This is a genomic window from Chitinophaga pollutisoli (genome assembly GCF_038396755.1).
Classification (GTDB): Bacteria; Bacteroidota; Bacteroidia; order Chitinophagales; family Chitinophagaceae; genus Chitinophaga; species Chitinophaga pollutisoli.
The window spans coordinates 5,083,942-5,109,801 of record NZ_CP149822.1; the positions used below are offsets into that span (position 1 = coordinate 5,083,942).

Genomic DNA, 25,860 nt, shown 5'->3' on the forward strand with positions numbered 1-25,860 from the left:
TTCAATATTTTACGCGAAGCCGGAATTGGCTTTTCGAGAGGCGGTTTTTCCTGTGGAAACAACAATTAGGTTTGTGCAAACAAAAAAGCCGGTCTCTTGCGGAGACCGGCTTTTCTATAGAAAATCAGTAACAGTTAGAATTTCACTGCGGCTACTTCCTTGGCAGGCGCTTCGGGAGCCGGCTTTTGTTTGGCAACCGGTGGTTCCTGCTTGTGCACGTGGATTTCGGCCAGGGTAGGAGCAATTACCAGCGAAACGATCGACATCAGTTTGATGAGGATGTTCATGGACGGGCCGGAGGTGTCTTTGAAAGGATCGCCTACGGTGTCGCCGGTTACGGAAGCCTTGTGCGGCTCGGATTTCTTGTAATAAGTTTCACCGTTGATCTCTACGCCTTTCTCGAAAGATTTCTTGGCATTGTCCCAGGCGCCGCCGGCGTTGTTTTGGAACATGCCCATGAGCACGCCGCTCACGGTGGCGCCTGCGAGGAAACCGCCGAGCACTTCAGGTCCGAAGATGAAGCCGATAATGAGGGGGGATGCGAGCGCAATGGCTCCGGGAAGCATCATTTTACGAATAGAAGCCTCAGTGGAAATGGCTACGCATTTGTCGTATTCCGGTTTGCCGGTGCCTTCCATGATTCCGGGAATGGTGCGGAACTGGCGGCGTACTTCTTCCACCATCGACATCGCCGCTTCGCCTACCGCGCGGATGGCGAGGGAAGAGAAGATGAAGGGGATCATCGCGCCGATGAACAGGCCGGCAAGTACGTCGGCTTTATAAATATCGATACCGGAAATGCCCGCTACGCCTACGAAAGCGGCGAAGAGCGCCAGTGCGGTGAGTGCCGCGGAAGCGATGGCGAAACCTTTACCGGTAGCGGCCGTGGTGTTGCCTACCGCGTCGAGGATGTCGGTTTTTTCACGAACGTCTTTCGGCAGTTCGCTCATCTCAGCGATACCGCCCGCATTGTCGGCGATGGGGCCGAAGGCGTCAATGGCCAGTTGCATGGCCGTGGTGGCCATCATGCCCGCTGCCGCGATCGCAACACCATATAAGCCGGCGCAGGCGTAGGAACCGTAGATACCGGCCGCCAGCACGATGATGGGGAGGAGGGTGGATTCCATCCCAACGGCCAAACCGCCGATCACATTCGTTGCGTGGCCGGTGGAAGACTGGCGGATGATGGACATCACGGGGCGCTTGCCCATCGCGGTATAGTATTCGGTAATGATGCTCATGAGCGTACCCACAGCCAGTCCTACGAAGATCGCGCCCAGCACGCCGTTCTGCGTAATGGCGATAGCGCCTTCACGGAGTGCGTCGCCGCCGATCCAGTCGCGTTGCAGGTAGAAAGGCTCGGCGGGCAGGATCCAGTATACGAGGCCCACGCAAGCGATCGCCGTCAGTACAATGGAGCCCCAGTTACCCATATTGAGCGCTTTCTGTACGGCGCTGGTGCTAAGACCGGCGCTGTCGCTGATGCGCACAAAGAAGGTGGCGAGAATGCTGAAGATGATGCCCATTCCGGCGATTACCATGGGGAGCAGGATGGGAGACAGGCCGCCGAAGTTGTCGGCCGTGCGCGCCTCGCTGCCCAGCACCATCGTGGCAAGCACGGTGGCTACGTAGGAACCGAAGAGGTCGGCGCCCATACCGGCTACGTCGCCCACGTTGTCGCCCACGTTATCGGCGATGGTGGCGGGGTTGCGCGGATCGTCTTCCGGAATGCCGGCTTCCACTTTACCCACGAGGTCGGCGCCTACGTCGGCCGCTTTGGTATAAATACCGCCACCCACACGGGCGAACAGCGCGATGCTTTCCGCGCCGAGCGAGAAACCGGTGAGTACTTCAATGGTTTTTACCATTTCGGCCGTATTGGCTTCCGCGCCGAAATAAGCTTTGAGGATGATGAACAACCCGCCGAGCCCCAGCACGGCCAGGCCCGCCACGCCCATGCCCATCACGGAGCCGCCGGTGAAGGAAACCTTCAGGGCTTTGGAGAGCGAGGTGCGCGCCGCCTGCGCGGTACGTACATTGGCTTTGGTGGCGATTCTCATACCGATGAAACCGGCCGTCGCGGAGAAAATGGCGCCAATGATAAACGCCAGCGCGATCGTCCAGTCCGAGTTTTCATGCGAAAAACCCATGTAGCCCAATAAAAGGGCCGCTATGATCACAAAATAGGTGAGGATCTTGTACTCAGCTTTCAAGAAGGCCATGGCGCCTTCCGCTATATGCCTGGCAATGTCCTGCATCCGCTCGTTTCCTGCATCCTGACGGGAAACCCAGGCGCTCTGTACCGCGGTAAATAATAGTGCAATCAGTCCGAACAGTGGAATAATGTAAGCTATACTCATACTCTTTTAATCCATTTTAAAATTTCAAGGCTTTAGATTATGATTTTCAAGGTTGACGAAGATAATGTATTAGAATTTATTTTACTAGTCGTCCTATATATTTAGTATAAGTGTAATATGGACGCTACTGTTGTATTTCCGCATAAGCGTTGGCGAGGTAATCGACGATATCGGAAGCGATGAGGGATTCGGGGGAGATGGCTGCGGCCAGGTCACCGGCTTTTCCGTGGAGCCAGGCGCCGAGGATCAGCGCGGCTTTAGGGCCGTACCCCTGGGCCAGGAGCCCCGTCAGTATTCCGGTGAGTACGTCGCCGCTGCCGGCGGTCGCCATGCCTGGGTTCCCCGTGGGATTGAAAAATACCGACCCGTCCGGACAAGCCATCGCTGTGAACCGCCCCTTCAGCAAAATATACCACTGCCATTCCTTCGCTTTGGCGCGGAGCAGAGCCAGCCGTTCAAAATGATCTCCGGCCGCCCCGAAAAGCCTTTCAAACTCTTTCGGATGGGGGGTGAGGATGCTGAGCTTCGGCACCAGCGGCATTAAAGACGGCCATTTGGACAAGATATTGAGTGCGTCGGCATCCAGCACCAATGGCCCCTGCCAGTGGCCCAGCAGGCGTTCGAAGGCTTTGGCGGTGGAAGGGTCCGTCCCGATGCCTGGCCCGATCCCGATCACGTCGTAATCCGGCGCGCGGCGCAGGCGGAAAGGCTCGTCGAAATGTGCGGAATGCGATGCCAGTTCCTCCGTTTCGCACATGGCCTCGGGGAACGCCGTTTGCATAATTTCATAGCCGCAACGCGGAATATGTACCGTCAGCAAGCCTGCGCCTGCACGCATCACAGCACGGGCTGCCAGCACCGCTGCGCCCATCTTGCCATAACTTCCCGCCACCAGCAGCGCATGGCCGTAAGTGCCTTTGTGCGCGAAGGGATCCCTCGGCCGGTAAACCGTCCGGATCATCTCCATATCCGTCAGATGGAATTCCGTTTGCACCGCCGCTGTATACGCCGGGTGCAGGCCGATGGGCATCAACACCGTTTCCCCGGCGAACCCGCCGTTCTCCGGCAGCAACAGCGCAAGTTTCCAGTATTCGAATGTGATGGTATAACGGGCATGAACGCACGCATGGCCTTTGGAACTTTGATCCGCCATCAGCCCGGAAGGCATATCGATCGCGATGATCTCCTGCCGACCGCGCTGGTCGTTGATCTGGTGGATGATCCCCGCCACCCAGCCGTCCAGCGGGCGGTTGAGGCCCGTCCCGAAAAGCGCGTCGATGATCACGCCGGGTTCTTCCATGTGCGGGAAATCCGCAGGGGCATTAATCTTTTGTAAAAAGGGAACGCGCGCCTGGTTGGCGAGGTTGTCGGGTGAAACATTCCCCGCCGCCACGAGCCACGCTTGCACGGCAAAACCATTCTCCGCCAGCAGCCGGGCGATCACGAGCCCGTCGCCGCCATTATTCCCCGGCCCGCAGAAAATATAGAAAGGGCGGGAGCTGCCCGCATACCTGCGCAAGATCCAGTCCGCACACGCCGCCGCCGCGCGCTCCATGAGCAGCAGTCCCGAAACGGGCTCATGTGCGATCGTGTAAGCGTCGGCTTCACGGATTTGCGGGGCGGATAAGATTTTCATATCCACCAAGATAACAAAAAAAAGCGGCTGCCCCTTGCCGGAGCAGCCGCCTGGTGATTTGCGGGTGAACTTTTAGAATGTATAACGTGCGGAAACGCCGCCGATCTGTTCGCCGATAAAGTCGTTGTAACCGTTGAAGTTAACGTACGGTTTCAGGTCGGCGCTCAGATTCAGGGGAATATTCTTGAAAGTATATTCCACGCCGAAGATACCATCCAGGCCTGCAACGGCTTTGGTGGTGCGGTCGCGCCTGCGGCCGTTGTCCCATTCATAAGCGCGCCAGAGGCCGAGATGTGCGCCGCCGCCGGCGTACATGTTCCATTCGGATTTACCGAACACGTTCCAATGATACTCGTAAAGACCGGTGAAGGTTACGTTGGTGGGCTCGTCGTTTCCATTGAAGTAATGGCTGACAATGCCTTCGATGGCATGCGGCCCTTTCAGGAAATGCTTTACGGTGAAGCCCACGAGCCAGGGGTTCAGCCTGACGCCCAGCGCGGTGTTGTAGTCGGCCGGATTGCCGCCGCCGCTGCTTCTGCGTTGTGCGTTTGCCTGGAAGGTTGTCATCATCAGTGAAAGTACTCCGAAGAGCAACAGAATCCTTTTCATATGTGCATTTTAGATTAAACGGTGGTGTATGGATGGATTTATTTCTTGCTGCCGAAAATGTAACGTGCCGATACCGCGAAATCCGCCAAATCGGAAGATTCGCCGAAATGCACTGCGGGCTTCCAGTCGAGGCTGAGGTTGAGGGGGATGGGGCCGAAATTGTAATTGAGCCCCGCCACACCGTCCACTCCCGCCAGAAATCGCCAGGAGCCGTCGATATCCCTGGTGCCCAGGTGCGCCCCGCCGCCTGCATACCACCCGAATCCGGGAATGGTAAGGGCCGACAGGTCGAAATGATATTGATACAGCGCCGTCACGGAAAACGTCCGGTTATATAACCCGACGATCCCTTCCACAGCGGATTTGTCCGCGAAAAAATACCGGACTGTAACACCGAGCGGAAGGCCCATTCTTACACCGGCTTCTTTTTGTCCTTTGAGCGACTGCTGCGCACTGGCGCTGCCTGCCAGGCATAGCAGGATCATGGCATAGATGAAACGGTTCTTCATGCAGTAAAACATTTGCAATAACAATGCCAAAGGCGGACAGGGGAATAAGGCAACACGGGTTGCCACATAAACGGTGCGGCGAAGGATTTATTTTAAACGTTTCAAAAAGATAAATCCGGCTACGGAAGCGATCAGCGAGGCGAGTATCACCGACATGATGGATACAACCTGGATATCCGCTTCATTAAATGCGAGCGAAGCGATGAAAATGCTCATCGTAAACCCGATTCCGGCGATCATGCCCACGCCCCAGAGTTGCTTCCAGCTGGTTTGGTCGGGCTTGCTGGCGATACGCAGCTTCACCGCCAGGAAGCTCATGCCGAAAATGCCCAGCGGCTTGCCCAGCACCAATCCCGCGATAATACCGTAGCTCACGGTATGCGAGAAGGCGGATATCAAATCGTTGGGAAAAATGATCGCCGTATTGGCCAGCGCGAATAACGGCATGATGATGAAATTCACCGGGTCGTGCAGGTTATGTTCCAGCATGGAGATCTTGCTCATCGGGATGCAGAACGCCAGCGCAACGCCCGCGATCGTGGCATGGATCCCCGAATTGAAAACGCAGTACCACAGCACGACGCCGGGCACGATATAGAAAATAAGATGCTTTACTTTCAACAAGTTGAACACTGCCAGCAAAGCGATGATCCCTGCGCCAGCGAGCAGGTACGTGGTATGCAGCTCGTCGGTATAAAAAATGGCGATCGTCAGGATCGCGCCGAGGTCGTCGATGATGGCGAGGGCGGTCAGGAAGATCTTCAGGGGCAGGGGCACGCGGTTGCCTAGCAGCGACAGCACACCGAGTGAAAAGGCGATGTCAGTGGCCATGGGGATGCCCCAGCCATGATTGTAGTCGGTCTGGCTATTGAACAGGGCATAAATCAGCGCGGGCGCAACCATCCCGCCAACCGCCGCCAATACCGGCAGGATCGATTTGCGTATAGAAGCGAGCTCCCCGGAAATGAGCTCCCTCTTTATTTCCATGCCCACCAGGAAGAAAAATAGCACCATCAGCCCGTCGTTGATCCACAACAGCCAGGAGTTGGGCAGGTGCAAGCCGTTCCACTCAAGATGGTGGCCGGTTTGCGGGTCGAAAAGATTGGAAAAGAAAGTGGTATATCCTGTTCCCCATGCGGAGTTTGCCAAAATCATGGACACTACCGTGCAAACGATGAGTACAATGCCGACGGCGCGGCTGTCATGCAAAAATTGCCAGATAGGCGATAGTAAACGGTCCTTAATGGAGAATAGCTTCATCAGTTGGTATTAGGTGAAAAAATTACTGTCCGAGCAGTTCATATTTGGATTTGGGCCTGCGGCCAACTTCCCAGCGGAATCCCTTCAGCTTTTTTTCTTCCTGCGGGATCTGGGATAAGGGATACATCGTTCCTTCGGGTTCTTTCACAAAAACGATCCTTTCGAGCTCGCCTTTCTCGAAATAAACGCGGGTATTGGCCGTCAACAGTTTATTCACGGAAATGAAAGCACTGTCGTCGTCCTGCACGTAGTATACGTTTTCGGAGTTACCGTTGACGTACATGGAATCCAGCTTTTCTTCCCCGAAATAACCGAGAATGGTGTTGCCTTTGATCTGGTTGAACATATCTGGCCCCACTTCATTGATGATCATGGCGTTATTGTCGAGCAGGAGGCGGTCGGCCTTGCGGTTTTTGGTAAACAGGAAAATCGTGTCGCCGATCAGTTGGTTGCTGTTGGCCCACAATACGGGATCGCGGTAAAGCCGGAACGTGGAATCGACGCCGGAATAGTACAGGCTGTCGCACACACCCTGCAGCGAGTCGGAGAATATTTTCACGTTGTGATAGGCGATGATGAACCGCTTTTCGGTGGTGTCCTGTTGCGTGGTGGTGTCTTTTTTGGCAAGCATACCCAAACTGTCGGTCTGCAGCGCGGCGCTGTCGATTGTTCTGGGAATCACGCCGGAAAAGAGGGTGTCGCCCCGCACGAACAGGGTATCCGTTTTGCCTTCGATCAGTGTAACGGGCTGCTGGGTGGCCAGCACCGTTTTCTGTTGCTGGTTGATGATGCCGTAATTGGCCAGCACGGCTATTTTCTGGGCGGTGTCGCGCCAGATCATATTACCCGTGGCGATCGATATGCCGGTCGCTTTATCGGTCTGGATCTCGTTGGCCGTGAAGGTATTGGTGCTGTCTTCAATCACGGGGCGCTGGCTAAATTGGCCGTAACCCTGGTCGGTATTGTAATAACCGTCGGTCACGTACATGGTCATTTTGCCGTCGTTGATCGTCGTCGGCGCCATGATGGTCGCGATTTTGGTTTCGGTGTTGTACATGAGCGTGTCGGTACCGAGCGTAAACCCGGGATCGATCACCACGACTTCTTTCTTGAAATACACGTCCTTCGTTTCCCCGTAATAGATCCCTTCGCGGCTCGTGAGCACGGTGGAATCGTTGACGAGTTTGCCGCCGAGGTTGTACGTCCCGATTTTGCTGTTCAGTTCGTAATTGATGGCGGGGGAGGTGAGGACGATTTTGTTATCCGTCAGTTTGGCGTTGCCGGTGAGCATGGCCCTGCGCTCTGTTCCGTAGTAGGTCAACACATCGGAATACGTATGCACGCTGTCGGCCTGGTTGAGGTGGACGCGCCCCCACGCATAAATGATGTTTTTGCTTTTATCGAGCATGGCGGAGTCGCAATTCAGCAGGCTGGTGCCCTGCCGGAATTCCACGTCGCCCACGAAGCGTTGTACCTCGCTGGAATCGGTCCGGAGATTGACAAAGCTTTTCGCTCTGTTCAGATGGATCAGTTTGGATGTATCTTCCTGATAGTGCGCCTGGTACCGGCCCGGCGAAGTTTCGGGCGAGGTGATGGCCCCGGCCGCGCCTATTCCGCCGATGAGAACGAGGCCTGGTATCGTAAGTTTGAACATTTTCGCTGGTATCATTGTGCGGTGGCGGAATCGGAAGGAATGGGCACTACCTTGTTTTTTCTGCCGAACACGCTGAGGTGTACGTATCTCCAGGGATTGTACCGCAGGTCTTCCAGGAGCTTGTTGAGGCTGCCGAGCGAATGCTGGAGGTTGTTGTACACCTGGCGGTCGTTCATGAGGAGGCCCAGCGAACCGTCGGTGCTGCTGATCTTCCCGGCCACTTCGTTCAGCCTCGAAATGGTGCTGTGCAGCGAGGCCAGGGTGGAATCGATCTGGCCGCCGGCAAGCGAGCCGGATGCCTTGTCGAAATTGGTGAGGATATTGGAAATCTTGTCGTTATTGTTTTTCAGGTTCGCGGAAACGGCGTTGAAGTTGTCGAACGTACCGGCGATCTTGCCGCCGTCGGCCAGCATGCCGTTGATATTCCGGGTGGCGTTGTTGAGATTGTTCAGCGTCCCGTTGAGGCCGGCTACCGCCTGGCGGATGTTATGCTTGGTGGTGGTGTCGAACACGGAGTTGACTGTCAGCAGCAGGGTATCCACGGCGCCGAGGGTGGTCTCCAGTTTCTTGACGAGGGGGGAAAGTTGTTCTTTCAGGGCGTCGGTGATGGAACCGTCGACCGCGGCGTAAATGGTGTCCTTGTTTTTGAGGACTTCTTCGGTGTTCCCGAAATCGATCTCCACTTTCCGGGTGCCGAGCAGGTCGGCGCTGATGCGGGCCACGGAGTTTTTGGGGATTTCGATGTTTTTATTGATTTGCAGGGTAACGAGGATGCGCCCTGCGCGCTGGTCCATCACTTCGAGGCTCTGGACGGTGCCGATCCCCAGGCCGTTGACCATAACGGCGTTGGAGGGCTGCAGGCCGTTTACCTGCGTATATACAGCGTAGATGGTCTTTTTAGTGGAAAAGAGGCTTCTGCCTTTGAGGATGTTGAACCCCAGCACAAGCAGCACGATGGCGATCACGGTCAGAATACCTACTTTCGTTTCATTATTAACTTTCAGCATCGGGTAGAATTAGTTCGTTTGCAAAAATAGTTAAAACAATCGTGCGTCAGTCGTAGGTAGCAGAATTAATGCAAAAGGCGGGCCAGATGGGGGGCGAAGGGGTCAGTCGATGCGCTCACCATTCCGGTAGGTGAGCACGAATGCGTCTTTGAATCCGTTTTTCCGGGCTTTGTACAGGGCGGCGTTGGCTTCCGCCTCGGTGCGGAAGTTGCCCCATATATATTTATTAATACTTTTCCCTTTCTGACGGAGCGTTTCGCGCTCCACGCCCTTCAGGTTTTTGAACAGCGAGGATTGGGACGTGTACACCTTCTCGGTAGTGAGCAATTGTACACGATAATCCGTTTTATCGGCATCCGCGGCGGAGGGCCCCCCGGCAGCGGGGGACTCCTGGGCAGGATTTACCCGCGCGGGCGGGGGAGTGGCGGGCTGGACGGGCTCTTCCTGCCGGGGCGCAATACTGCCCGGTTTGTGCCGTCCTTCCAGTTCTTCTTTATATCTTTTAACCGCACGGGCAATGCAGCCTGCCATTTCGTGCTGGCCTTCCGACGAATTGAGGTATTTTTCTTCTTCGGGATTGCTGATGAAGCCCAGTTCCACCAGCACGCTGGGCATGGCGGTAGCATGCAGCACCAGGATACCCTTCTCGTTGCGCTGGCGGGCGCCGCGGCTGATCCGCCCGGCGTTGGTGAACTCGTCTTCCACGAGGTTCGACAGGCGGAGGCTCTGGTCGAAGAACGCGTTGCGCAGGGTGTTGAGCATGATGATGGTCTCCGGGTCCTTGGTGTCCATCAACTGCTGCGTTTCCTCGGAATTGGCGTCGAACACGATCACGGAGTTGTTCCGGAGGGATTCGGACTTCGCATTGTTCTTGCTGGTGGCCCAAATATAGGTTTCCGTACCTTTGGCGGGGTTGGGGGAAGATTGGTAGATGGGCACCTTGCGGGTACGCTTGCGTTTCTTTTTGTCGCGGTAAGTAACGGTTTTATAGCCCACGGTACGTTTGATGTCGGGGGCGGCGTTGCAGTGTATCGAGATGAAGAGGTCGCCCTTGGCTTCGTTGGCGATGGCGGCTTTGCGGTTCACATCGTCGAAACGGTCGGTTTTACGTGTATACACGATCTTTACATCGGGGAACATCTCTTCCAGGAGCTTGCCGAGCTTGAGGGCAACATCTAAAGTAATGTCCTTCTCACTCGAAAATTTCCCGGTAGCCCCATGATCGCTCCCGCCGTGGCCGGCGTCGACTACGATGGTGCGTATAGGTTTATCCTGCACCGGCGGGCCGTAATCCGGTGCAATTTTTGCTTGAATGAAAAAGGTATAGAGCAGTCCTATGCCTAATCCTGAAAATAAAACTCTTTTCCAGCGCATGTCAATACTATGTTTTAATGGGTTGAGTCAGTTCCTGTCTTTTAAGGTCCGTTCCCTGCCGCCGCGCCTACATGCATTTGTCTTTACGACTTGTGTAATAAATTGTATAAAATCATGTAGGTTTGTGCCCGCTTAACACATGGACCCTTTCTGCAAAAATAATTTAAAAAACTTTTTAAGGCGGCGGTTCCTGCCGCTGATCGTACTTTTATTCACGGCCTGGTCCTTGCTGAAAGACGAAATAGCCATTGCTGCCGGGTTTCAGCCGGTTCACTTTAACAAAATTTTCACAGACACCGTTCCGCAGCCGCACCCCGTCGCTTTCCCCGACCGGAAGGCCCTGGAAGCCGATACGATCCGCCCGCGCCCCGTGCCCGTGCCGGATTCCATCCCGCCGGCCACCGCCGATTCCATCCATCTCGATACTACTTCCGTCGTGCAAACCGACACTACCGGTATACGCCTTTCGAAGGACAGCCTCACCGCACCCGTCAATTATAAAGCGGAAGACTCCATCGTGATGCTCGTCAAAAGGAAAGAATTCCGTCTCTACAAAAAAGCCGACGTCAAATACGAAAACACCCAGCTCACGGGGAATACCATGGACTTCAACCAGGCCACCGGCATCCTCACTTCCCGCATGGGCCTTGATACCGCCGGCAAACCCATGGATAAGGCCGCATTGAACGACGGCGCCACCAGTTCCGAAATGGACTCCGTCCAGTACAATTTTAATACCGGGAAAGCCATGATCTACCAAACCCGTGCCCAATACGGCGAAGGTTTCGTGGCCAGTGATAAAGTAAAAAAGCAGCCCGACAATACCATCTTCGGTTTCCGCAATGGATATACCACCTGTAACCTCGATACGCCGCACTTCTCGTTCCGCGCCAAAAAGATCAAGGTGATCCCCAACAAACTGATCGTGTCGGGGCCGGCAAACCTGGAGATCGAAGGCATCCCCACGCCGCTTTTCATCCCCTTCGCTATTTTCCCCATCAGTTCCGGCCAGCGTACCGGCCTGCTGCCCCCGCAATACGTCGTGAACCAGCAGAAAGGCCTCGGCCTCGAAAACGGAGGGTACTACTTCGGCCTCGGCGAATACCTCGACGTCACCGTCCGCGCCAACATCTATTCCTACGGCAGCTGGGGCACCACCATCAGCCCCACATACCGCAAACGATATAAATATAACGGCGGTTTCAACTTTTCCTATGCCCTCACCCGGACCGGCGACCAGGAAGTGAAAGAGGATTTCACCCGCTCGAAGGACTTCCAGTTCTCCTGGAGCCATAGCCAGGACGGTAAGGCCCGTCCCGGTACGAATTTCGGCGCCAGCGTCCAGTTCGGAACCTCTACCTTCAACCAGTACAACGTGTTCGACGCATCGAGGAGGCTGAACAACAACATGTCGTCGTCCATCAACTATTCCAAAAGCTGGGTGGGCAAGCCTTACAACCTGACGCTCGCCGCCAACCACAACCAGAACAACCTGACCCGCCAATATAATATTAACTTCCCCGACGGGTCGTTCAACGTAAATACCCTCTATCCGTTCCAGCGCCAGGAAATGGTTGGCAACCCGAAATGGTACGAGAAGATCGGCGTAAGTTATAACGCTCTGCTGCGCAACAACATACGGTTCGCCGATTCCACTTTCGGCAAGCCGGCGATGTTCGATAACCTGCAGGCCGGCATGCAGCACCAGATCCCCATCACGCTGTCGATCCCCGTGACCCGGAACATCATCATGACGCCGAACGTGAACTATACCGAAAAATGGTATATCCGCCGGCAAAGGCTGGCCTGGAATGCGGCAGACCAGAACCTCGACACCACTTACGAGAACGGGTTTTTCCGCAGCAGCGCCATGTCTACCGGCGCCTCACTGAGCACGGCGCTTTACGGGATGTACGGGTTCAAGGGCAAGAATTCGCGCGTGCAGGCCATCCGTCACGTGATGCGCCCGAACGTAGGGTTCAACTATTCGCCCAACCTGGCCGCCCACGAGTACGACTCCCTGCAGGTGGACGCCCAGGGCCGTAAGATGCTTTACAGCTTCTACCAGGGCGCGCCCTTCGGCGGTTCTCCCAACCAAACCTTCGCGGGTTTGACCTTTGGGATCGATAACAACCTGGAAATGAAGGTGAAATCCAGCAAAGACACCTCGGGATACCGGAAAGTGAAAATCCTGGACGGTTTCGGGATCAGTTCCAGCTACAACCTTGTGGCCGACAGCTTCAAGTTGTCGCCCTTCATGCTCAACGCCCGCACCAATTTGTGGGAGAAAGTGAACATTTCCGCCAGCGGTACCTTCGACCCCTACCAGGTGAACCAGTTTGGCCGGCGGATAGACGCCTATGCCTGGAATGGCGAAAACTTCAGCCTGGGCCGCCTCACCAATGCAAATATCGCTATGAGCACGTCGTTCCAGAGCCAGGACCCGAAGTCGAAGGAGAAACAGCGGCAGAAGGAGGAAATGGAGGAAGAGGGGGCGTTGCCCGAAGCACAGCTGGAAGAACAGCGCCGCCAGCTGGAAATGATGCGCGCCAACCCGGGCGATTACGTGGATTTCGATATTCCATGGCGTTTAGACCTGTCTTACAGCCTCAACTATACCCGCGGCCGCTCGGCGGACCTGCTGCGCGATACCACTATTTTCACGCAGTTCCTGGGTTTTAACGGCGATTTCAGCCTTACGCCCAAGTGGAAGATCATCATGAGCAGCGGTTTCGATTTCCGGCTGAAACAGATCTCTTACACCACGCTCACCATATCGCGTGACTTGCACTGCTGGCAAATGAGCATCAACCTGGTGCCTTTCGGCAGCTATCGGCAGTTCAGTATCACCATCAACCCCAAAGCCGGCATCCTGCGCGATCTCCGCATCAACCGAACGCGGCAGTTCCTGGATTTGTAAAGGGGGAGCCGCATACCTGTTTGAATTTTAATTTATCATAATGAAAAAGGCTGGTCCATGCGACCAGCCTTTTTCATTGGGAAGTGACGGTATCAGAAGTTGTAGATCAGGCCTACTCCGATGAGGTCCATTTTGTTTTCGTTGACGCCTTTGAAGTAAGAGGCTTTGATTTCGACGGTGTTGCCGATGTCACCGATGGCGAAACGGACACCGGCGTTGCCGGTATACCCAAAGGTGGTGCCGCCAACGTTTTTGACGTTGCCGTTCTGGTCGAGCTGATCGGTGGAAGCGCCCCAGTGGAAGCCGCCGCCGCCGCCGATGAAGCCGCCCACGCGGTTTTCGTTATCAGGGGAGGAGCCGGCGCCGAAGTTGAGGTTTACGATCACAGGGGCGTTGATGAGGATGCCGAGTTTCGAACTTTCGGAAGCGCCTTCCCGGGAATTGTACGCGCCGCTGCCGGTAAAGGCCAGGCTGATAGGAATGCCTACGGAAACCGACATGCTTTCCGATTCCACGAAATTGAACCGCGGGGAGTAGGTGAAGCCCACGGATGTGGTGGAAGATTCAACGTCCTTGTACTTTTCAAAAAAAGCGGTAGCGCCGGCGCCGTGCATAAAGGATTGAGACCAGGCACAGGTAGACGTCAGGCATACGCCAAACAGCAATAGCAGTTTTTTCATGTGGGTGTGTAGTGAAAGGGATTAATTAAATTTTAATATTTATAAAAATAGGTATCCGTTTCTAGAAATGAAAGCGTTGGAGGCTTATCTAGATAAAAAAACCGGGCAGGATTACCCGGTCGTTTGAAAAATCCATTGATTGAAATATTTTTTAGCGGGGAATGTCCTTTGAGAGGATAATCACGCTGGATGAAACGGTGGAGGATGGGAAATAATGTTGGGAAGAGTACGGCGCTGTGCCCACTTTTACGGAGTGGACGGTTACTTGTCGTAAGAAATGGGAATCGTTGCCGGTAAGACGGATATGCACGAATGTGGGACCCAGTGGTTCCAGCTGCTCCAGGAAGCGCAGTATTTTCTCGTGGACGGGGTGCTCAAATTCAGTCGATTGCATGGAGTCAGGTGCATTTGTGAATGGAAAGTTAAGGAAATTATACATTGTTGGGTCAGGGCCCAACAACTTTTGGAAAGAAAAAATCAATTTGGCTGCCGCAATCGCATGGCGAACGGCAACCAACATATAGAAAGGAAAGCCATAGGTCAGAATATTAGAAAGATCAGGCAGTCTGCGGGACTTAGTCTCCGCAAACTCGCCGCGTTGTGCCGTGTCGATCATGCGGATATTTCCAAAATAGAACGGGCGGACGTAGACCCGCAATTATCCACCCTGCTGGAGCTGGCGCAGGCCCTTCGGGTGCACCCGGTCACATTTTTTCACATCCATCCCGCCGACAACAACGGTAATAATACCAGCCATCCCATCCATGGCAAAAGGGTACATTGATCAGAAATCATGATGGCCTTCCCGCTTCTTTTTCATCACTTTCAACCGGTACCGCCAGTACACGATCAGCCCCAGGTAACGGCGGATCAGCATGGGCTTGTCGGCCTTGAAAACCCAATCCTCGATGTCAGACGAAAAGCCGTTCATATTATATTTCGCGATGTAAAGCGGGAGGTATTGCTTCCGGAAACGGCTGCTGCCCCATAATTGGATATTCAGCGCGTAATCGGCCAGGATCTTATATTTGAGGTCATAGGCATGATCCCTGAAAACCACCGAAGGATATACGATCGCCTGGTGATTGACGGTGTATTTCGCCATGCGATATTTATTGAATTTCCCGCCGAGGAGATGATATTTCGGCTTGCCTTCCCCGCTATACCACTCTTCACTGTTGGCGTAGTAAATGGTGTTGGGGTCTTTTAACTGATGATACAGCTCCGCGAAACCCGGCAGCAAACGATCGTCGGACCCCAGGAAGTGTACCCAGGTGCCGCGCGCCATCTTTGCGCCTTTGTTCAATGCATCATATATCCCTTTGTCGGGCTCGCTCGTCCAGCGAAGAAACGGGTAGGGGCTTTCCCGGAGGATCGCCATCGTGCCGTCGGTACTGCCGCCGTCGGCTACCACTACTTCCAGCGCGTCCAGTTCCAGCGCGGCAATGGATGCCAGGCAATCGGGGAGATGCGCTTCGGCGTTGAATGTCGCAATAACAATGGTTACCCTGGGCTGTGCGTTCGTATTGTTCATCATAGTTGAAAAGCAAAAATAATATATAATTTGCCCTCCTGAACTGTAATTCCTAATTTGGCGGCCAAGTTCAAAAAGCACCATATGCCAGCTTATAAAGCCAAGTCCCCTGTCCTTTTCATCGTTTTTAACCGCCCGGAACAAGCCCGGAAAGTGTTTTCCCGCATCCGCGAGGTACAGCCGGATAAACTGTACATCGCTGCCGATGGCCCCCGCGCTTCCCGGCCCGGTGATGTGGAAGCCTGCCGGCAGGTCCGCGAGATTGCGCAGCTGGTGGATTGGGATTGTGAAGTGAAAACCCGCTTCTGCGACGTGAACTTTGGCTGCAAAGTGGCAGTTTCCGACGCCATCACCTGGTTTTTCGAGAACGAACCGGAAGGGATTATCCTGGAAGATGACTGTTTCCCCGCATATACTTTTTTCGCGTACTGTGACGAAATGCTGGAGCGCTACCGCCACGAAACTTCCATTTTTTCCGTAACGGGCACGAACCTGCAAATGGGCCGGAAGTGGGGCGAAGCGAGCTATTACGTGTCGCGGTACACCAACGTTTGGGGATGGGCCAGCTGGCGCAGGGTTTGGCAGCGGTACGACCGCGAGCTCAGCCGTTTCCCCGAAAGAGACGTGGCGCCGGTGCTGGAGAAAGTTTTTGGCGACCGCTTTATGGTGCACGACTGGGGTAATATTTTCCTACGGCTGAAAGCCGGCCAGATAGATACCTGGGATTACCAGTTCAATTTCCTGTCTTTCTTCGAAAACGGCCATTGTCTCGTGCCGAATGTGAACCTGATCAGCAACATCGGTTTCGGCGAAGGGGCCACCCACACCACGGAGGCCGTTAATCCGCATGCGGCCATGCCGATCGTGGAAATGGATCTTCCCATTACGCATCCCGCGCAGCTACAGCCCATACGGGAGGCCGATTTCGTATTTCTTTCGCAGGAACACGACCTGGAGAACCGCTGGCGCAGGTATAACAAAACCACTAAACGGATCAAGCGGTGGCTGAAACGGACTTTCATGGGGAAAAAGGACCTATGATGGCCTGCTCTTTTCTATAAGTAAATCCTATGCGCGAAACCCTCTTCATTTCATTCCTCCTGCTGCTGGCAACTGCTTGCAACTACGGCTCTGGGCCCGGTTCAGCAGGCTTTCCGCCTGAAAAACAGCTCGATTCCTCCATGCGGACCGTCTTCGTACCCGTTCCCGATCATCCCGGCGAACCGGGAGACAATATCGTGTATGCCGCAAGCTTTGCCCTGGCCTGGGACGAACTGGCCCGCATTTTAGGCAGTGATCCCGCAGGCACGGATCCGCTCGTGCGGCGACTGAATGCTGCTGACATTCATGAGGGCGCCCATGCAAAGGAGGCATACGAAGTTAAGGCCAGCGTTACCGATGATGAATTGCGGGCGAGCGCCGTTTTTGCGAAAGCACTGCCCTTCGCCGTGCCGTTCTCGCGGCTGGAAAGAGGGATGTTATTTGACCGGAAAACAAAAGTCAGGGCTTTCGGCATGGCGCGTTACGACGGACCACAGGCGGCGCAGATGCAGTTACTGTACTATAGCAACGATGACCTGTTTGTTCTCCGCCTTACGGCAGGCCCGGAGCGCGATGAAATATTGCTGGCCAAGGGATTTTGCGATGGGGTCAGATTATCGGTCATGACAGGCCGGGTGGAGGCCGCCGTCGAAAGAGGAAAGAAGGCGCAGGCGAAGGGAGCGGATGGCTGGAAATACGTGATCGGGGCAGAAGACGAGGTGTATATTCCCGAGATTCGCTTTCACCTTTCCACCGAATACCGGGAACTGATCAACAAACAGGTGATGGTTCGCGGGCAGACGCTGCACATCATCGAAGCGGCGCAGCGCACCGCTTTCGTTCTTGACGAAAAAGGCATCATCCTTGAAAGCGAATCGGTGGTAGGGTCAGATAGCTCCGCCAATGCAGCGCCCCCCAAACTCCTCCATTTCGACAAACCCTTCCTCATTATGATCCGCGAACAACAGGCAAAACATCCTTATTTCATCATGAAAGTTGCAAATACGGAATGTATGGTGAAGGCGGAGAAGAAATAATAACGCTTTACTTATACCTGAATACACGCACAAAGGCCATCCAGCAGGGTGGCCTTTGCCGTTAAACGCCGGCGGCCCCGTTGTGGGGCGCCGGTTTAAACAGGGTTCACAGGATATGGTTTTATTGCGGAAGGATGCGCGCAAGTTCCTGATGCAGCCGTTCACTGCGTAGGTTTTTAGCGACGATCTTTCCGTCGGGCCCGATGAGGAAGTTCGTGGGCACGGCTTTCACGTTATAGCGCACGGCCACTTCGTTTTTCCAGCCCTGCAGGTCGGAAACGTGCGTCCAGGTAAGGCCGTCTTTTGCGATTGCATTCAACCAATCCTGCTTTTTGCCGGGCATGTCCAGCGAAACCCCCAGTACGGTGAAGTTCTTGTCCTTGAATGTGTTGTATGCTTTCAGCAGGTTGGGGTTTTCCGCACGGCAGGGGCCGCACCACGAAGCCCAGAAATCGACCAGCACGTATTTCCCGCGGAAGTCCGACAGTTGAACGGGCTTGCCGTCGACATCATTTTGTGTAAAGGCAGGAGCGGGAGCGCCGATCGCGAACTGCCGGGCCGCTTCGATGCGCTGCGCGAATTTTTTACCCGACTGCGTATTTCTGATATTGGCTGAAAGACCTTTGAATAAAGGATCCACCATAGTTACATCCATATCTTTCCCCGCCAGTTCTTCCAGCGCTACCAGACTTACAAACGAATCCGGATGCTTGCGGATGTAGGCCATTTTGAGCGTGTCGGTTTGCAAAGCGATTTGCCGGAATCCCTGCATGACCGTTTCCATATAACCGGGACTTTTCAGCTCTTCGGGCGTAGGCGCCGGTTTTTTTGCCGCTTCCCGGTAATACACCATCACCGCATCCTTGTAATCTACGTATTGCCGATTGACAGCGCCGGCTTTGATCCGGGCGTTTTTTATGCTGTCTTTTCCGGAAATGGAGAGCTTGCCTTTCTCCAGGTACAGATCAATTGCATCCCCGTTTTTTCTCCATTTGGAGCCTAGTCCGTCATGATCGATGAACACATGCACCAGGGTAGGCATTTCCAGTTTGCCCTTGAAGGTAGCTTTGCCATGGTGCAATACGGCGGAATCAAGGACCTTGCTGTTAGACCAGGCATAATTGGAGATAAGATACGCTACAGCAGAGGGTTTTGCCTGTTTCAGCTGCACGTTCAGCTGGTAGTCGAAAGATTGGGCCATGGCGATGCCAGGCATCGTTAACGATGCTGCCAGAATAAGATGTTTCATGTAATAAAACTATTTAAGCATGATGAATAAGGCACAGGAGGGGAGTGGCTACCCATCCTGTGCTGTGGTCGGGTTACTGCGCGTACCCGGGGTTGGGTGTAAGGTTCGGGTTTGAAAGAATGTCGTTGGGCGGAATGGGCCAGTTGGCCATAAAGCTTTCCCAGGTGGCCGGCTTGGTGGGTGCTACCAGCTTCATCACTTCGTCGAGCTTGCCGGTCCTTTTTAGGTCGAAGAAGCGATGGCCGTACTCGGCGAACAGTTCAATCCGTTTTTCTTTTGCGATGGCGGCAAGGAGCGCGGTTTGGTTTCCGGGCTGGACGGCCGCCAGGCCGGCGCGTTTGCGGATCACGTTGAGATCGCCGGCGGCGTTGCCTTTGTTCTGCATTGCCCTGGCTTCAGCCCGGATGAGATATTGTTCCGCCAGTCGCAATGGTACCTGGTATTCTACGTTATTGGCGGGTGATTTGTATTTGGCGGGGAAGTAAACCTCCCTGGCCGGGTTTGTACCAGAAGCCAGGATGGTGGTCATCCGCAGCCATTCGGTAAACCGCTGGTCGCCGGGCTCAAAATCATGCACGAGGTTCTCGCTCGCGGATGCAAAGACGCTGAACGAGTTAGGGCCCTGCGGCGGTGTGATGGTGGCAGGCATGCCGCCGTTATAAAACCCGTATTCATACGCCCGTGCCGGGGCTCTTTGTGCCACCGCCCAAATGGTTTCCTTGCTGTTGGCCAGGAAAACGTTACTGAGCGCCACCGTATCGTACCGGTTGTTGCCAATCACTTCGGTCGCCTGTATCTCTGCATTTTCCCAATCGCCGGAATACAGGTAGGCCCGGGCGAGGAGGGCCGTGGCGGCGCCTTTGTTGGGACGCACACGGCTGCTGGTTGCAGCCCCGTATCCATTCGTGTAATCTTCCGGGAGCATCGATTGCGCCAGCTTCAAGTCGGCGATGATCTGCTTGTATACATCCGCCACGGGCGAACGGCTCAAACGGTTATTGACGGTATAGTCCGGCGTCAGTACGATCGGCACCGGACCGTACATATTCACCAGGTAAAAATGGTAAAGCGCGCGTAGGAAATATGCTTCGCCGAGCCATTGGTTTTTGAACACCAGGTTGCCGGTGCTGTTGTTAATGCCCCTGATTGCTGCGTTGGCGGTGAACAGCATCCCGTAGTATCCCGACCAGTACCCGCTATTGCTATGTGTGATGGCATTCTTGAAGATGATATCCGCGAAATTGCCGCTGAGCGTACTTCGCAGTTCGTCGGCGTACAGGCCTAGCACATAGCCCAGGTTGCTGCCGGAACCGCCGCCGAAACCCGCGTTCTGGCTAATGCTGATGAACATGCCGGTAACAACGGTGGAAGCCATGTTGTCGTTAATGTACACGTCGCCGGCTTCAATAGTGCCGGAGGGCAGCTGCGTGCCGTCGAGGTATTTGTCGCAGCCCGTAAACGCGATGCCGCATGAAATGGCGATTACAGGCAGTTTTTTGAGAATATTGTAATGGAAGCGATGTTTCATGTTGACAGACATTAAAGCGTGACGTTAATCCCGGCGGTGATCACCCGCAGGGGCGGAATCACGGATGGGTTGAGGTTTTCGGGGTCCAGCCCGTTGTATTTCGAAATCGTGAGCAGGTTCTGCCCCTGCAGGTATACGCCGCCGTTTTTCAGATGCAGCGTTTTGTTGAGGCTTTCACTGAAGTTGTAACGGAGGCTTACGTTCTGCAGCCGCGCATACGTAGCATCCGAATAGGCGCCCGTGCTTTCGTTGAAAAGCATCTGGCGGCTGAAGTTGCTGAACTGCGTACTTACTTTCGGAACGGCTGTTTGGTCGCCCGGCTGCTGCCAGCGGTCGAGCCACATGGTAGAACCGTTGCCGCCGAAAATACCGAATGGCAGGATGGCGTTGGACAACAGGTTCTTGCCCATCCTGCTGGTGAAGTTGATGGAAAAGTCCAGCACGAACTGTTTATAAGTAAACGAATTGGTGAGGCTGCCGAAGTATTTGGGCGCCAAATCGATGAACTCGGTCTTATCCGCCTGTGTGAACACGTTGGAAAAATCATCCGTCACACCTTTTCCGTTGGTAAAGCTGTAGTAACCGGTTTGAGGGTTCACGCCGTTGTATTTGTACAGCAACAATCCCGTCACCGGTTTGCCCTGCACATAGTTCGAGTTCTGATTGGCCTGCGTGGGCAGCCGCAGTAGCTTGCTCTCAGGAATGGTGATGTTGAACCGGGTGGTCCAGCTGAAATCTTTCTTCCGGAAGTTGTTGGAAGTGATGCTGGCTTCGTAACCGCTGGTACGGATCAGCGCGTCGGAATTGAGCGTATAGCTTGTGTATCCGGTAACGCTGGACAGCGGCTGGCCCAGCAACTGGTTGCCGGCGCGATTGTGATAGTAGCTGAAATCCGCCATGATCCTGTCTTGCAGGAAACCTAATTCCAAACCGATCTCGGAGTTGAAATTCCGCTCCCAGTTCAGCAGGGGATTGGGCAGGGCATTAGGCTGCAGGCCGGTTTTGCCGTCGTAGTTGCCGGACATGGCCTGATATGTTTCCAGGTACCGGAAGTTACCGATGGCATCGCCGCCCACTACGCCGCTGCTCACGCGCAGCTTGCCGAAGCTCAACAGGGGAATATTGTTTTTTATCAGGCGTTCTTCACTGAAGATCCACGCCAGCGCTCCGGAGCCAAAGCTGCCGAACCGCCTGCCGGGACCGAACTTGGTGGAACCGTCATACCGCAAATTGACGTTGGCGATGTATTTCTCGTTCCAGATGAATTTCACGATGCCGTAGGTACCGATGGAACGGTATTCGTTCAGCTCGAAACGCGATACAACCGATGTGGCAACTGCCGGGTTGGCCAGGAGCGCGTCTGACGGGAAGCCGGTGCCCGTGATGTCTGTCGATTGCGTTACCTGGTTGCTGATTTCCGCGCCCAGCTTCACACTAAGGTTACCCTGTGTGGCGACCGTTCTCCGGTATTCGCCGTACGGGGAAATCGTGATCGACCGGGTTGAATAATTATGCAGGATGCCCACCGTTTGCGTGGCCGCCTGTATGTTGGAGGGATGGAACGTAGTGGTGGGATTGCCGACCAGCTCCTTACCGTTGATCGTATTGTACCCGAAAACGCTGTTCAGCGTGATGTTCTTCGCCGGACGGTAGGTCAGCGTGGCGTTTGCCAGGAGGTTATCGGTCGTATGTTTGTATTGTTTGTAGAAGTTGGAAGCGAAGCTGGTGCTGTTGAGGTTGGTGCCGATGGCATCCCAGTTGATGCTGCCGTCGGGGTTAAACGGGCGCGGAGCATTGGGGACAGCCATCACGGAGCCGGAAAAGTCCTGTGGTACCATATCGTTTACCGCGCTCAGGTAAGTTCCGGTCAGCGACAGGTTGAATTTGTTGTCGGTGGTGCCGGTGCTCAAGGCAAACCGCAGGGATCCGTCCCGGTTGGAGCCTTTATGCCGCTGGATGTTGCCGGTATTGCGGAGGCTACCGCTGAAGAGGTAGGTGGTATTACCCGCGCCGCCGCTGTAGGAGAGATTGGCGTTGGTGGTAGCTGCTGCTTTGCCCATGAGTTCCTTTCTCCAATTGGTGTAGCGGTCCTCGGGCCAGGTGCCGTTCAGATCAAGGTCCTGCGCCGTTACGGTGATGCCGTCGTTTTTGAGGGCTTCGCGGCGGAGCATGAGGTATTGTTCGGTGTTCATCAGTTCCGGCGCTTTGCCCATTACGGACACGCCGGTATAGATATTGGCATTGAACGCCTGCCGGTTCGCACGTGCTTTTTTAGTCGTGATAAGTATTACGCCATAGGCGCCGGAGGAGCCGTAAATGGCCGTGGCGTCCACATCTTTCAGCACATCCACGCTTTCGATATCATTCGGGTTGAGGTAATTCAGCCCGCTGCCTCCCTGCAGGAAGCTCTGCGTGGCGTACAGCGTGTTGGACGAAAGAGGAAGGGTGCCTGCGGGAAAACGTACCCCGTCCACGATGATCAGCGGCTGCGTGGCGCCCGTCGTGAGGTTGGCGGAGCCGCGCATCCTCACTGTAAAAGCCCCGCCCGGCTGGCCGGTCACCTGCTGGATGAAGAGCCCCGGCACTTTGCCCTGCAGCGCTTCCATCACGTTATTCACCGGGTTTTTGGCGATCTCTTTCGCAGCGATAGATGTGATATTCCCCGCATTGAACCGCTTGGTAGTGGTGCCATAGGCCATCACCTGCACTTCATCCAAAGGCGAAGGACTGGGGACCAGGCGCACCGACAGGAAGTTTCCGTTTCCCGAAAGCATGGCGGATACAGCTTCGTCGCTTTCTGTATTCCCCCGACGGCTTTCCGTTGGTGCTTTCACCATCACAAAATTGCCGTTGACCCGGCGCAGCGTCAGGGGCATGAAGCCTACTGCCGAGATGCGCACTACGTCGCCATCCACCACTTCCAGTGAAAACGTGCCGTTGGCGGCGGTGACGGCTCCTTTTGTCTGCCCCATCACCACGATATTCACGCCCGGCATGGGTTTGCCGTCCGCAGAACGGACTACGCCGCTGATAGGAGTAAAGGCTATTTCAATGGCGGGAACAGGAGCGACATCCGCGACCTGCGGCTCGGGTTGCCGCTTCCGTGTAACAAGTATCGTTTTCCCCTGGATATCGTATTCCAGCGGCTGGCTTTTGAAAATGAGCGCAAGTAATTGGCGCAAAGGCATATCCTGGGCAGACACCGCAACCGGTTTCGCATCGGAGAGAACGCCTTTCTGATTCAGCACTACATGGCCTGTCTGATCCTTTATGGCTTTGAAGACCTCCCGCAGGGTCAGCTGCCGGCCCGTGATCGTGACCTGTTGTGCCTTGCCGGTGGCGTGCGCCTGCAGGAATACTGCCGTCAGTAAAAGAGTGGTGAGTCGCATAATCCGAATGATTTGTTTCACAGGCCCGCGGACCCGCAAACCGGGCAATGGCCAATAGCGTTTTTTTTGCATAAATTGCAAGCAGATTTGGTTGTTAGAAAATTGATGTTAAAGGCTGTTTTCGCCAGCTGAATCCTTTACCGTCACAGGTCGTAACTGTGGCGGTAATTTTTTTTACCGTCTCATATCTGATGTTGGTTGTTATGTATGCTATTGCTGAACAATCAGTTTCCTGCCCTCGATCCTGAACTGCACGCCGCTACGGCTGAGGATGGTCAGCAGCCCGTCCAGCGGCACGTCTCTGGTCATTTGTCCCTCGAATTCGATGTCGGGAATCCCCTTTTCATATACTACTTCTATATCGTACCAGCGTTCCAGCTGGCGCATGATATCCGCGAAAGCGAGGCCTTCAAAACTGAACAGCCCGTTCTTCCAGGCCGTAACCCGTTCCGTATCGGCATGTTCATCCACCCGTATCCCGTTCCCGGCGATTTGGGCCTGTTGCCCCGGCCGCAATATCACACCCGCCGCCTGACCCTGCGCATGTGCGGATACGTGCACCGAGCCACGGAGCAATGTGGCAGCAATAGATTTTTCATTATCATATGCGTTCACATTGAATTGCGTGCCCAGCACCGTGATGCCCGCCCGCTGGTTCACCTGCACGCGAAACGGCTTCTTCGCGTCCGGCGCCACATCGAAGTATGCTTCACCCTTCATTTCTACCAACCTTTCCCCTTCACCGAACGCCACCGGGTATTTCAGAGAACTGGCCGCATTCAGCCACACCTGCGTGCCGTCCGACAAAACGATCCTGAATTGCCGCCCGCGGGGCGTCGAAATGGTATTGTACGCCATCTTCCCCGAACCTTCATCCTCCGGCCGGTATGATAACTGCGCATTGTCCAGCACCAGCTGCGCGCCTTGCTGCTGCGCGATCGTGCCGTTGGAAAGACTATCCAGCACCACTTCCGAACCATCTGCGAGGGTGAGCACCGCGCCTTCCCGGCCGGGTACGATAGCGCGCTTTTCCGCCATCACAGCCGGTTTTGAGGGGGCATCCGGCCGCGACAGCCACAGGTATCCGCCCGCCACCACCGCCAGCACCGCCGCCGCTGCCGTCCACAACCAGCGGCGGCGGGAAGCCACGCGCACCGGTGGCCGGTCGCTCGCCAATGCCGTATGCAGCATCGGCAGCAGCGATGCATCCATTGGTACCGACATGTCCAGTTCACCGGCCTGCGCATCAAACGCGGCCAGCAGGGCATCGTGGTACGCCGGGTCGCGGAGCATGTCGCCGAGCGCGGCCTGTTCTGCTTCCGTGAGGCTTTGGCTGAGGTAGCGGCCTACGATATATGTGATACGGGAGTGGTCCATTCCTATAGATGATGCGCGTGGGAGAGTGTTGTCACTATCTCTGCTAAAAAAATATAAAATAACGACCACCGGCAGTAAATCCATGGGAGGGAGGAAGCCGCGGATGGTCTGCAAAGCCGCGCTGAGTGCGTTTCTTACGTATCCGTCCGACAATCCCAGCTCTGCCGCTATCGCTTTCGTGGTCATTCCCCTTTCGCGGCTCATCCGGTAAATCAGTTTCCGCTGGGGTGGCATGGAATCGAGCGCCCTGCCCACTGCTTCCTGGATTTCCTTGACGGAGAGCGCCTGGATCGCGCGGTTCTGGCTGTCGGCAATTGTGGGAAGGCCGTCCAGCTTGCTTCTGTACAATGCGGATTTGCGCAGGTATTGCAGGCATTCGCGGATGAGGACCTTCCGGAGCCAGGGACCGGGAGCGGTTACTTCCGCCAGGCGGGCCCTGTTCAGCCATAATTTGATGAAAAAGTCCTGCAGTACTTCCTGACTGGCCGCTTCGCTCTGGAGCATTCGCATGGAAATGCGCGACAATGGCCCCGAATATTGGTTGAAGAGGTCGGCAAATGCAGCTTCATCCCCCTCCGCTATCCTGGAAAGCAGGCTGCTGTCGCTGTATGGTAATGAGCCGGAAGTCAATACGGAATGGTTTGCGTTTGGGGCTGCAAACTAAAAATTATTTCAGGAAATGCCGCTTTTAAATGA

At 55.0% G+C, this 25,860-nt stretch carries 19 protein-coding genes; 4 read left to right on the forward strand and 15 right to left on the reverse strand.

The window, feature by feature from the left end; translation table 11 throughout:
* Positions 1–134: 134 nt before the first annotated feature.
* The 8 genes from WJU16_RS21645 to WJU16_RS21680 form a co-directional block, all read right to left on the reverse strand.
* A complete protein-coding gene (locus WJU16_RS21645; protein WP_341835486.1) occupies positions 135–2,360 on the reverse strand; it encodes a sodium-translocating pyrophosphatase in 2,226 nt (741 codons plus the stop codon).
* A gap of 124 nt (positions 2,361–2,484) precedes the next feature.
* Positions 2,485–3,996, reverse strand: a complete 1,512-nt coding sequence (locus WJU16_RS21650; RefSeq protein WP_341835487.1) for an NAD(P)H-hydrate dehydratase — start codon at positions 3,994–3,996, stop codon at positions 2,485–2,487.
* Between the two features lie 72 nt (positions 3,997–4,068).
* Positions 4,069–4,605, reverse strand: coding sequence for a hypothetical protein (locus WJU16_RS21655; protein WP_341835488.1), 537 nt, complete (start codon positions 4,603–4,605; stop codon positions 4,069–4,071).
* Between the two features lie 38 nt (positions 4,606–4,643).
* Positions 4,644–5,114, reverse strand: a complete 471-nt coding sequence (locus WJU16_RS21660) for a hypothetical protein (protein ID WP_341835489.1) — start codon at positions 5,112–5,114, stop codon at positions 4,644–4,646.
* A gap of 87 nt (positions 5,115–5,201) precedes the next feature.
* Complete coding sequence (gene nhaA, locus WJU16_RS21665; protein ID WP_341835490.1) at positions 5,202–6,374, reverse strand: Na+/H+ antiporter NhaA; 1,173 nt, start codon at positions 6,372–6,374, stop codon at positions 5,202–5,204.
* A 22-nt stretch (positions 6,375–6,396) separates the two neighbouring features.
* The gene (locus tag WJU16_RS21670; RefSeq protein WP_341835491.1) at positions 6,397–8,028 is read right to left on the reverse strand and encodes an OstA-like protein; all 1,632 of its coding nucleotides are present in this window, start codon (positions 8,026–8,028) and stop codon (positions 6,397–6,399) included.
* Between the two features lie 11 nt (positions 8,029–8,039).
* Positions 8,040–9,035 carry an MlaD family protein gene (locus WJU16_RS21675; RefSeq protein ID WP_341835492.1) on the reverse strand — a complete coding sequence of 332 codons (996 nt, stop codon included), beginning with the start codon at positions 9,033–9,035 and terminating at the stop codon, positions 8,040–8,042.
* 102 nt (positions 9,036–9,137) lie between these two features.
* Positions 9,138–10,409, reverse strand: a complete 1,272-nt coding sequence (locus WJU16_RS21680; protein ID WP_341835493.1) for an N-acetylmuramoyl-L-alanine amidase — start codon at positions 10,407–10,409, stop codon at positions 9,138–9,140.
* 226 nt (positions 10,410–10,635) lie between these two features.
* Between WJU16_RS21680 and WJU16_RS21685 the strand changes: the two genes are divergently transcribed.
* Complete coding sequence (locus tag WJU16_RS21685; RefSeq protein WP_341835494.1) at positions 10,636–13,329, forward strand: putative LPS assembly protein LptD; 2,694 nt, start codon at positions 10,636–10,638, stop codon at positions 13,327–13,329.
* 92 nt (positions 13,330–13,421) lie between these two features.
* Here the strand turns inward: WJU16_RS21685 and WJU16_RS21690 are convergent, their stop codons facing one another.
* Both WJU16_RS21690 and WJU16_RS21695 read right to left on the reverse strand, forming a co-directional pair.
* Positions 13,422–14,009: a hypothetical protein gene (locus tag WJU16_RS21690; protein WP_341835495.1), complete on the reverse strand. Its 588-nt coding sequence runs from the start codon at positions 14,007–14,009 to the stop codon at positions 13,422–13,424.
* A 151-nt stretch (positions 14,010–14,160) separates the two neighbouring features.
* Positions 14,161–14,403, reverse strand: coding sequence for a hypothetical protein (locus tag WJU16_RS21695; RefSeq protein ID WP_341835496.1), 243 nt, complete (start codon positions 14,401–14,403; stop codon positions 14,161–14,163).
* Between the two features lie 105 nt (positions 14,404–14,508).
* Here WJU16_RS21695 and WJU16_RS21700 point away from each other — a divergent pair, with 105 nt between their 5' ends.
* Positions 14,509–14,793, forward strand: coding sequence for a helix-turn-helix transcriptional regulator (locus WJU16_RS21700; RefSeq protein ID WP_341835497.1), 285 nt, complete (start codon positions 14,509–14,511; stop codon positions 14,791–14,793).
* On the opposite strand, the gene WJU16_RS21705 is transcribed toward WJU16_RS21700, so the two are convergent.
* Positions 14,794–15,546, reverse strand: a complete 753-nt coding sequence (locus WJU16_RS21705) for a glycosyltransferase family 2 protein (RefSeq protein ID WP_341835498.1) — start codon at positions 15,544–15,546, stop codon at positions 14,794–14,796.
* 81 nt (positions 15,547–15,627) lie between these two features.
* Between WJU16_RS21705 and WJU16_RS21710 the strand changes: the two genes are divergently transcribed.
* Positions 15,628–16,584, forward strand: a complete 957-nt coding sequence (locus WJU16_RS21710; RefSeq protein WP_341835499.1) for a hypothetical protein — start codon at positions 15,628–15,630, stop codon at positions 16,582–16,584.
* Positions 16,585–16,613: 29 nt separating this feature from the next.
* Positions 16,614–17,621 (forward strand): serpin family protein, encoded by a 1,008-nt coding sequence (locus WJU16_RS21715; RefSeq protein WP_341835500.1) that lies wholly within the window; start codon positions 16,614–16,616, stop codon positions 17,619–17,621.
* A 121-nt stretch (positions 17,622–17,742) separates the two neighbouring features.
* On the opposite strand, the gene WJU16_RS21720 is transcribed toward WJU16_RS21715, so the two are convergent.
* The 4 genes from WJU16_RS21720 to WJU16_RS21735 all read right to left on the reverse strand — a co-directional run bounded on the left by WJU16_RS21720 (position 17,743) and on the right by WJU16_RS21735 (position 25,794).
* Positions 17,743–18,870, reverse strand: a complete 1,128-nt coding sequence (locus tag WJU16_RS21720) for a TlpA disulfide reductase family protein (protein WP_341835501.1) — start codon at positions 18,868–18,870, stop codon at positions 17,743–17,745.
* A 73-nt stretch (positions 18,871–18,943) separates the two neighbouring features.
* Positions 18,944–20,398, reverse strand: a complete 1,455-nt coding sequence (locus WJU16_RS21725; protein ID WP_341835502.1) for a RagB/SusD family nutrient uptake outer membrane protein — start codon at positions 20,396–20,398, stop codon at positions 18,944–18,946.
* A gap of 11 nt (positions 20,399–20,409) precedes the next feature.
* Entirely contained in the window at positions 20,410–23,787 is a 3,378-nt protein-coding gene (locus WJU16_RS21730) for a SusC/RagA family TonB-linked outer membrane protein (protein ID WP_341835503.1), read from the reverse strand.
* A gap of 210 nt (positions 23,788–23,997) precedes the next feature.
* Positions 23,998–25,794 (reverse strand): sigma-70 family RNA polymerase sigma factor, encoded by a 1,797-nt coding sequence (locus WJU16_RS21735; RefSeq protein WP_341835504.1) that lies wholly within the window; start codon positions 25,792–25,794, stop codon positions 23,998–24,000.
* Between the last annotated feature and the right edge of the window lie 66 nt (positions 25,795–25,860).

What these genes read in the sequence shown, in the direction of transcription:
- WJU16_RS21645 (WP_341835486.1), bottom strand. Translation starts at nt 2,360, where the DNA reads ATGAGTATAGCTTACATTATTCCACTGTTCGGACTGATTGCACTATTA.
- WJU16_RS21650 (WP_341835487.1), bottom strand. Translation starts at nt 3,996, where the DNA reads ATGAAAATCTTATCCGCCCCGCAAATCCGTGAAGCCGACGCTTACACG.
- WJU16_RS21655 (WP_341835488.1), bottom strand. Translation starts at nt 4,605, where the DNA reads ATGAAAAGGATTCTGTTGCTCTTCGGAGTACTTTCACTGATGATGACA.
- WJU16_RS21660 (WP_341835489.1), bottom strand. Translation starts at nt 5,114, where the DNA reads ATGAAGAACCGTTTCATCTATGCCATGATCCTGCTATGCCTGGCAGGC.
- nhaA (WP_341835490.1), bottom strand. Translation starts at nt 6,374, where the DNA reads ATGAAGCTATTCTCCATTAAGGACCGTTTACTATCGCCTATCTGGCAA.
- WJU16_RS21670 (WP_341835491.1), bottom strand. Translation starts at nt 8,028, where the DNA reads ATGTTCAAACTTACGATACCAGGCCTCGTTCTCATCGGCGGAATAGGC.
- WJU16_RS21675 (WP_341835492.1), bottom strand. Translation starts at nt 9,035, where the DNA reads ATGCTGAAAGTTAATAATGAAACGAAAGTAGGTATTCTGACCGTGATC.
- WJU16_RS21680 (WP_341835493.1), bottom strand. Translation starts at nt 10,409, where the DNA reads ATGCGCTGGAAAAGAGTTTTATTTTCAGGATTAGGCATAGGACTGCTC.
- WJU16_RS21690 (WP_341835495.1), bottom strand. Translation starts at nt 14,009, where the DNA reads ATGAAAAAACTGCTATTGCTGTTTGGCGTATGCCTGACGTCTACCTGT.
- WJU16_RS21695 (WP_341835496.1), bottom strand. Translation starts at nt 14,403, where the DNA reads ATGCAATCGACTGAATTTGAGCACCCCGTCCACGAGAAAATACTGCGC.
- WJU16_RS21700 (WP_341835497.1), top strand. Translation starts at nt 14,509, where the DNA reads ATGGCGAACGGCAACCAACATATAGAAAGGAAAGCCATAGGTCAGAAT.
- WJU16_RS21705 (WP_341835498.1), bottom strand. Translation starts at nt 15,546, where the DNA reads ATGATGAACAATACGAACGCACAGCCCAGGGTAACCATTGTTATTGCG.
- WJU16_RS21710 (WP_341835499.1), top strand. Translation starts at nt 15,628, where the DNA reads ATGCCAGCTTATAAAGCCAAGTCCCCTGTCCTTTTCATCGTTTTTAAC.
- WJU16_RS21715 (WP_341835500.1), top strand. Translation starts at nt 16,614, where the DNA reads ATGCGCGAAACCCTCTTCATTTCATTCCTCCTGCTGCTGGCAACTGCT.
- WJU16_RS21720 (WP_341835501.1), bottom strand. Translation starts at nt 18,870, where the DNA reads ATGAAACATCTTATTCTGGCAGCATCGTTAACGATGCCTGGCATCGCC.
- WJU16_RS21725 (WP_341835502.1), bottom strand. Translation starts at nt 20,398, where the DNA reads ATGAAACATCGCTTCCATTACAATATTCTCAAAAAACTGCCTGTAATC.
- WJU16_RS21730 (WP_341835503.1), bottom strand. Translation starts at nt 23,787, where the DNA reads ATGCGACTCACCACTCTTTTACTGACGGCAGTATTCCTGCAGGCGCAC.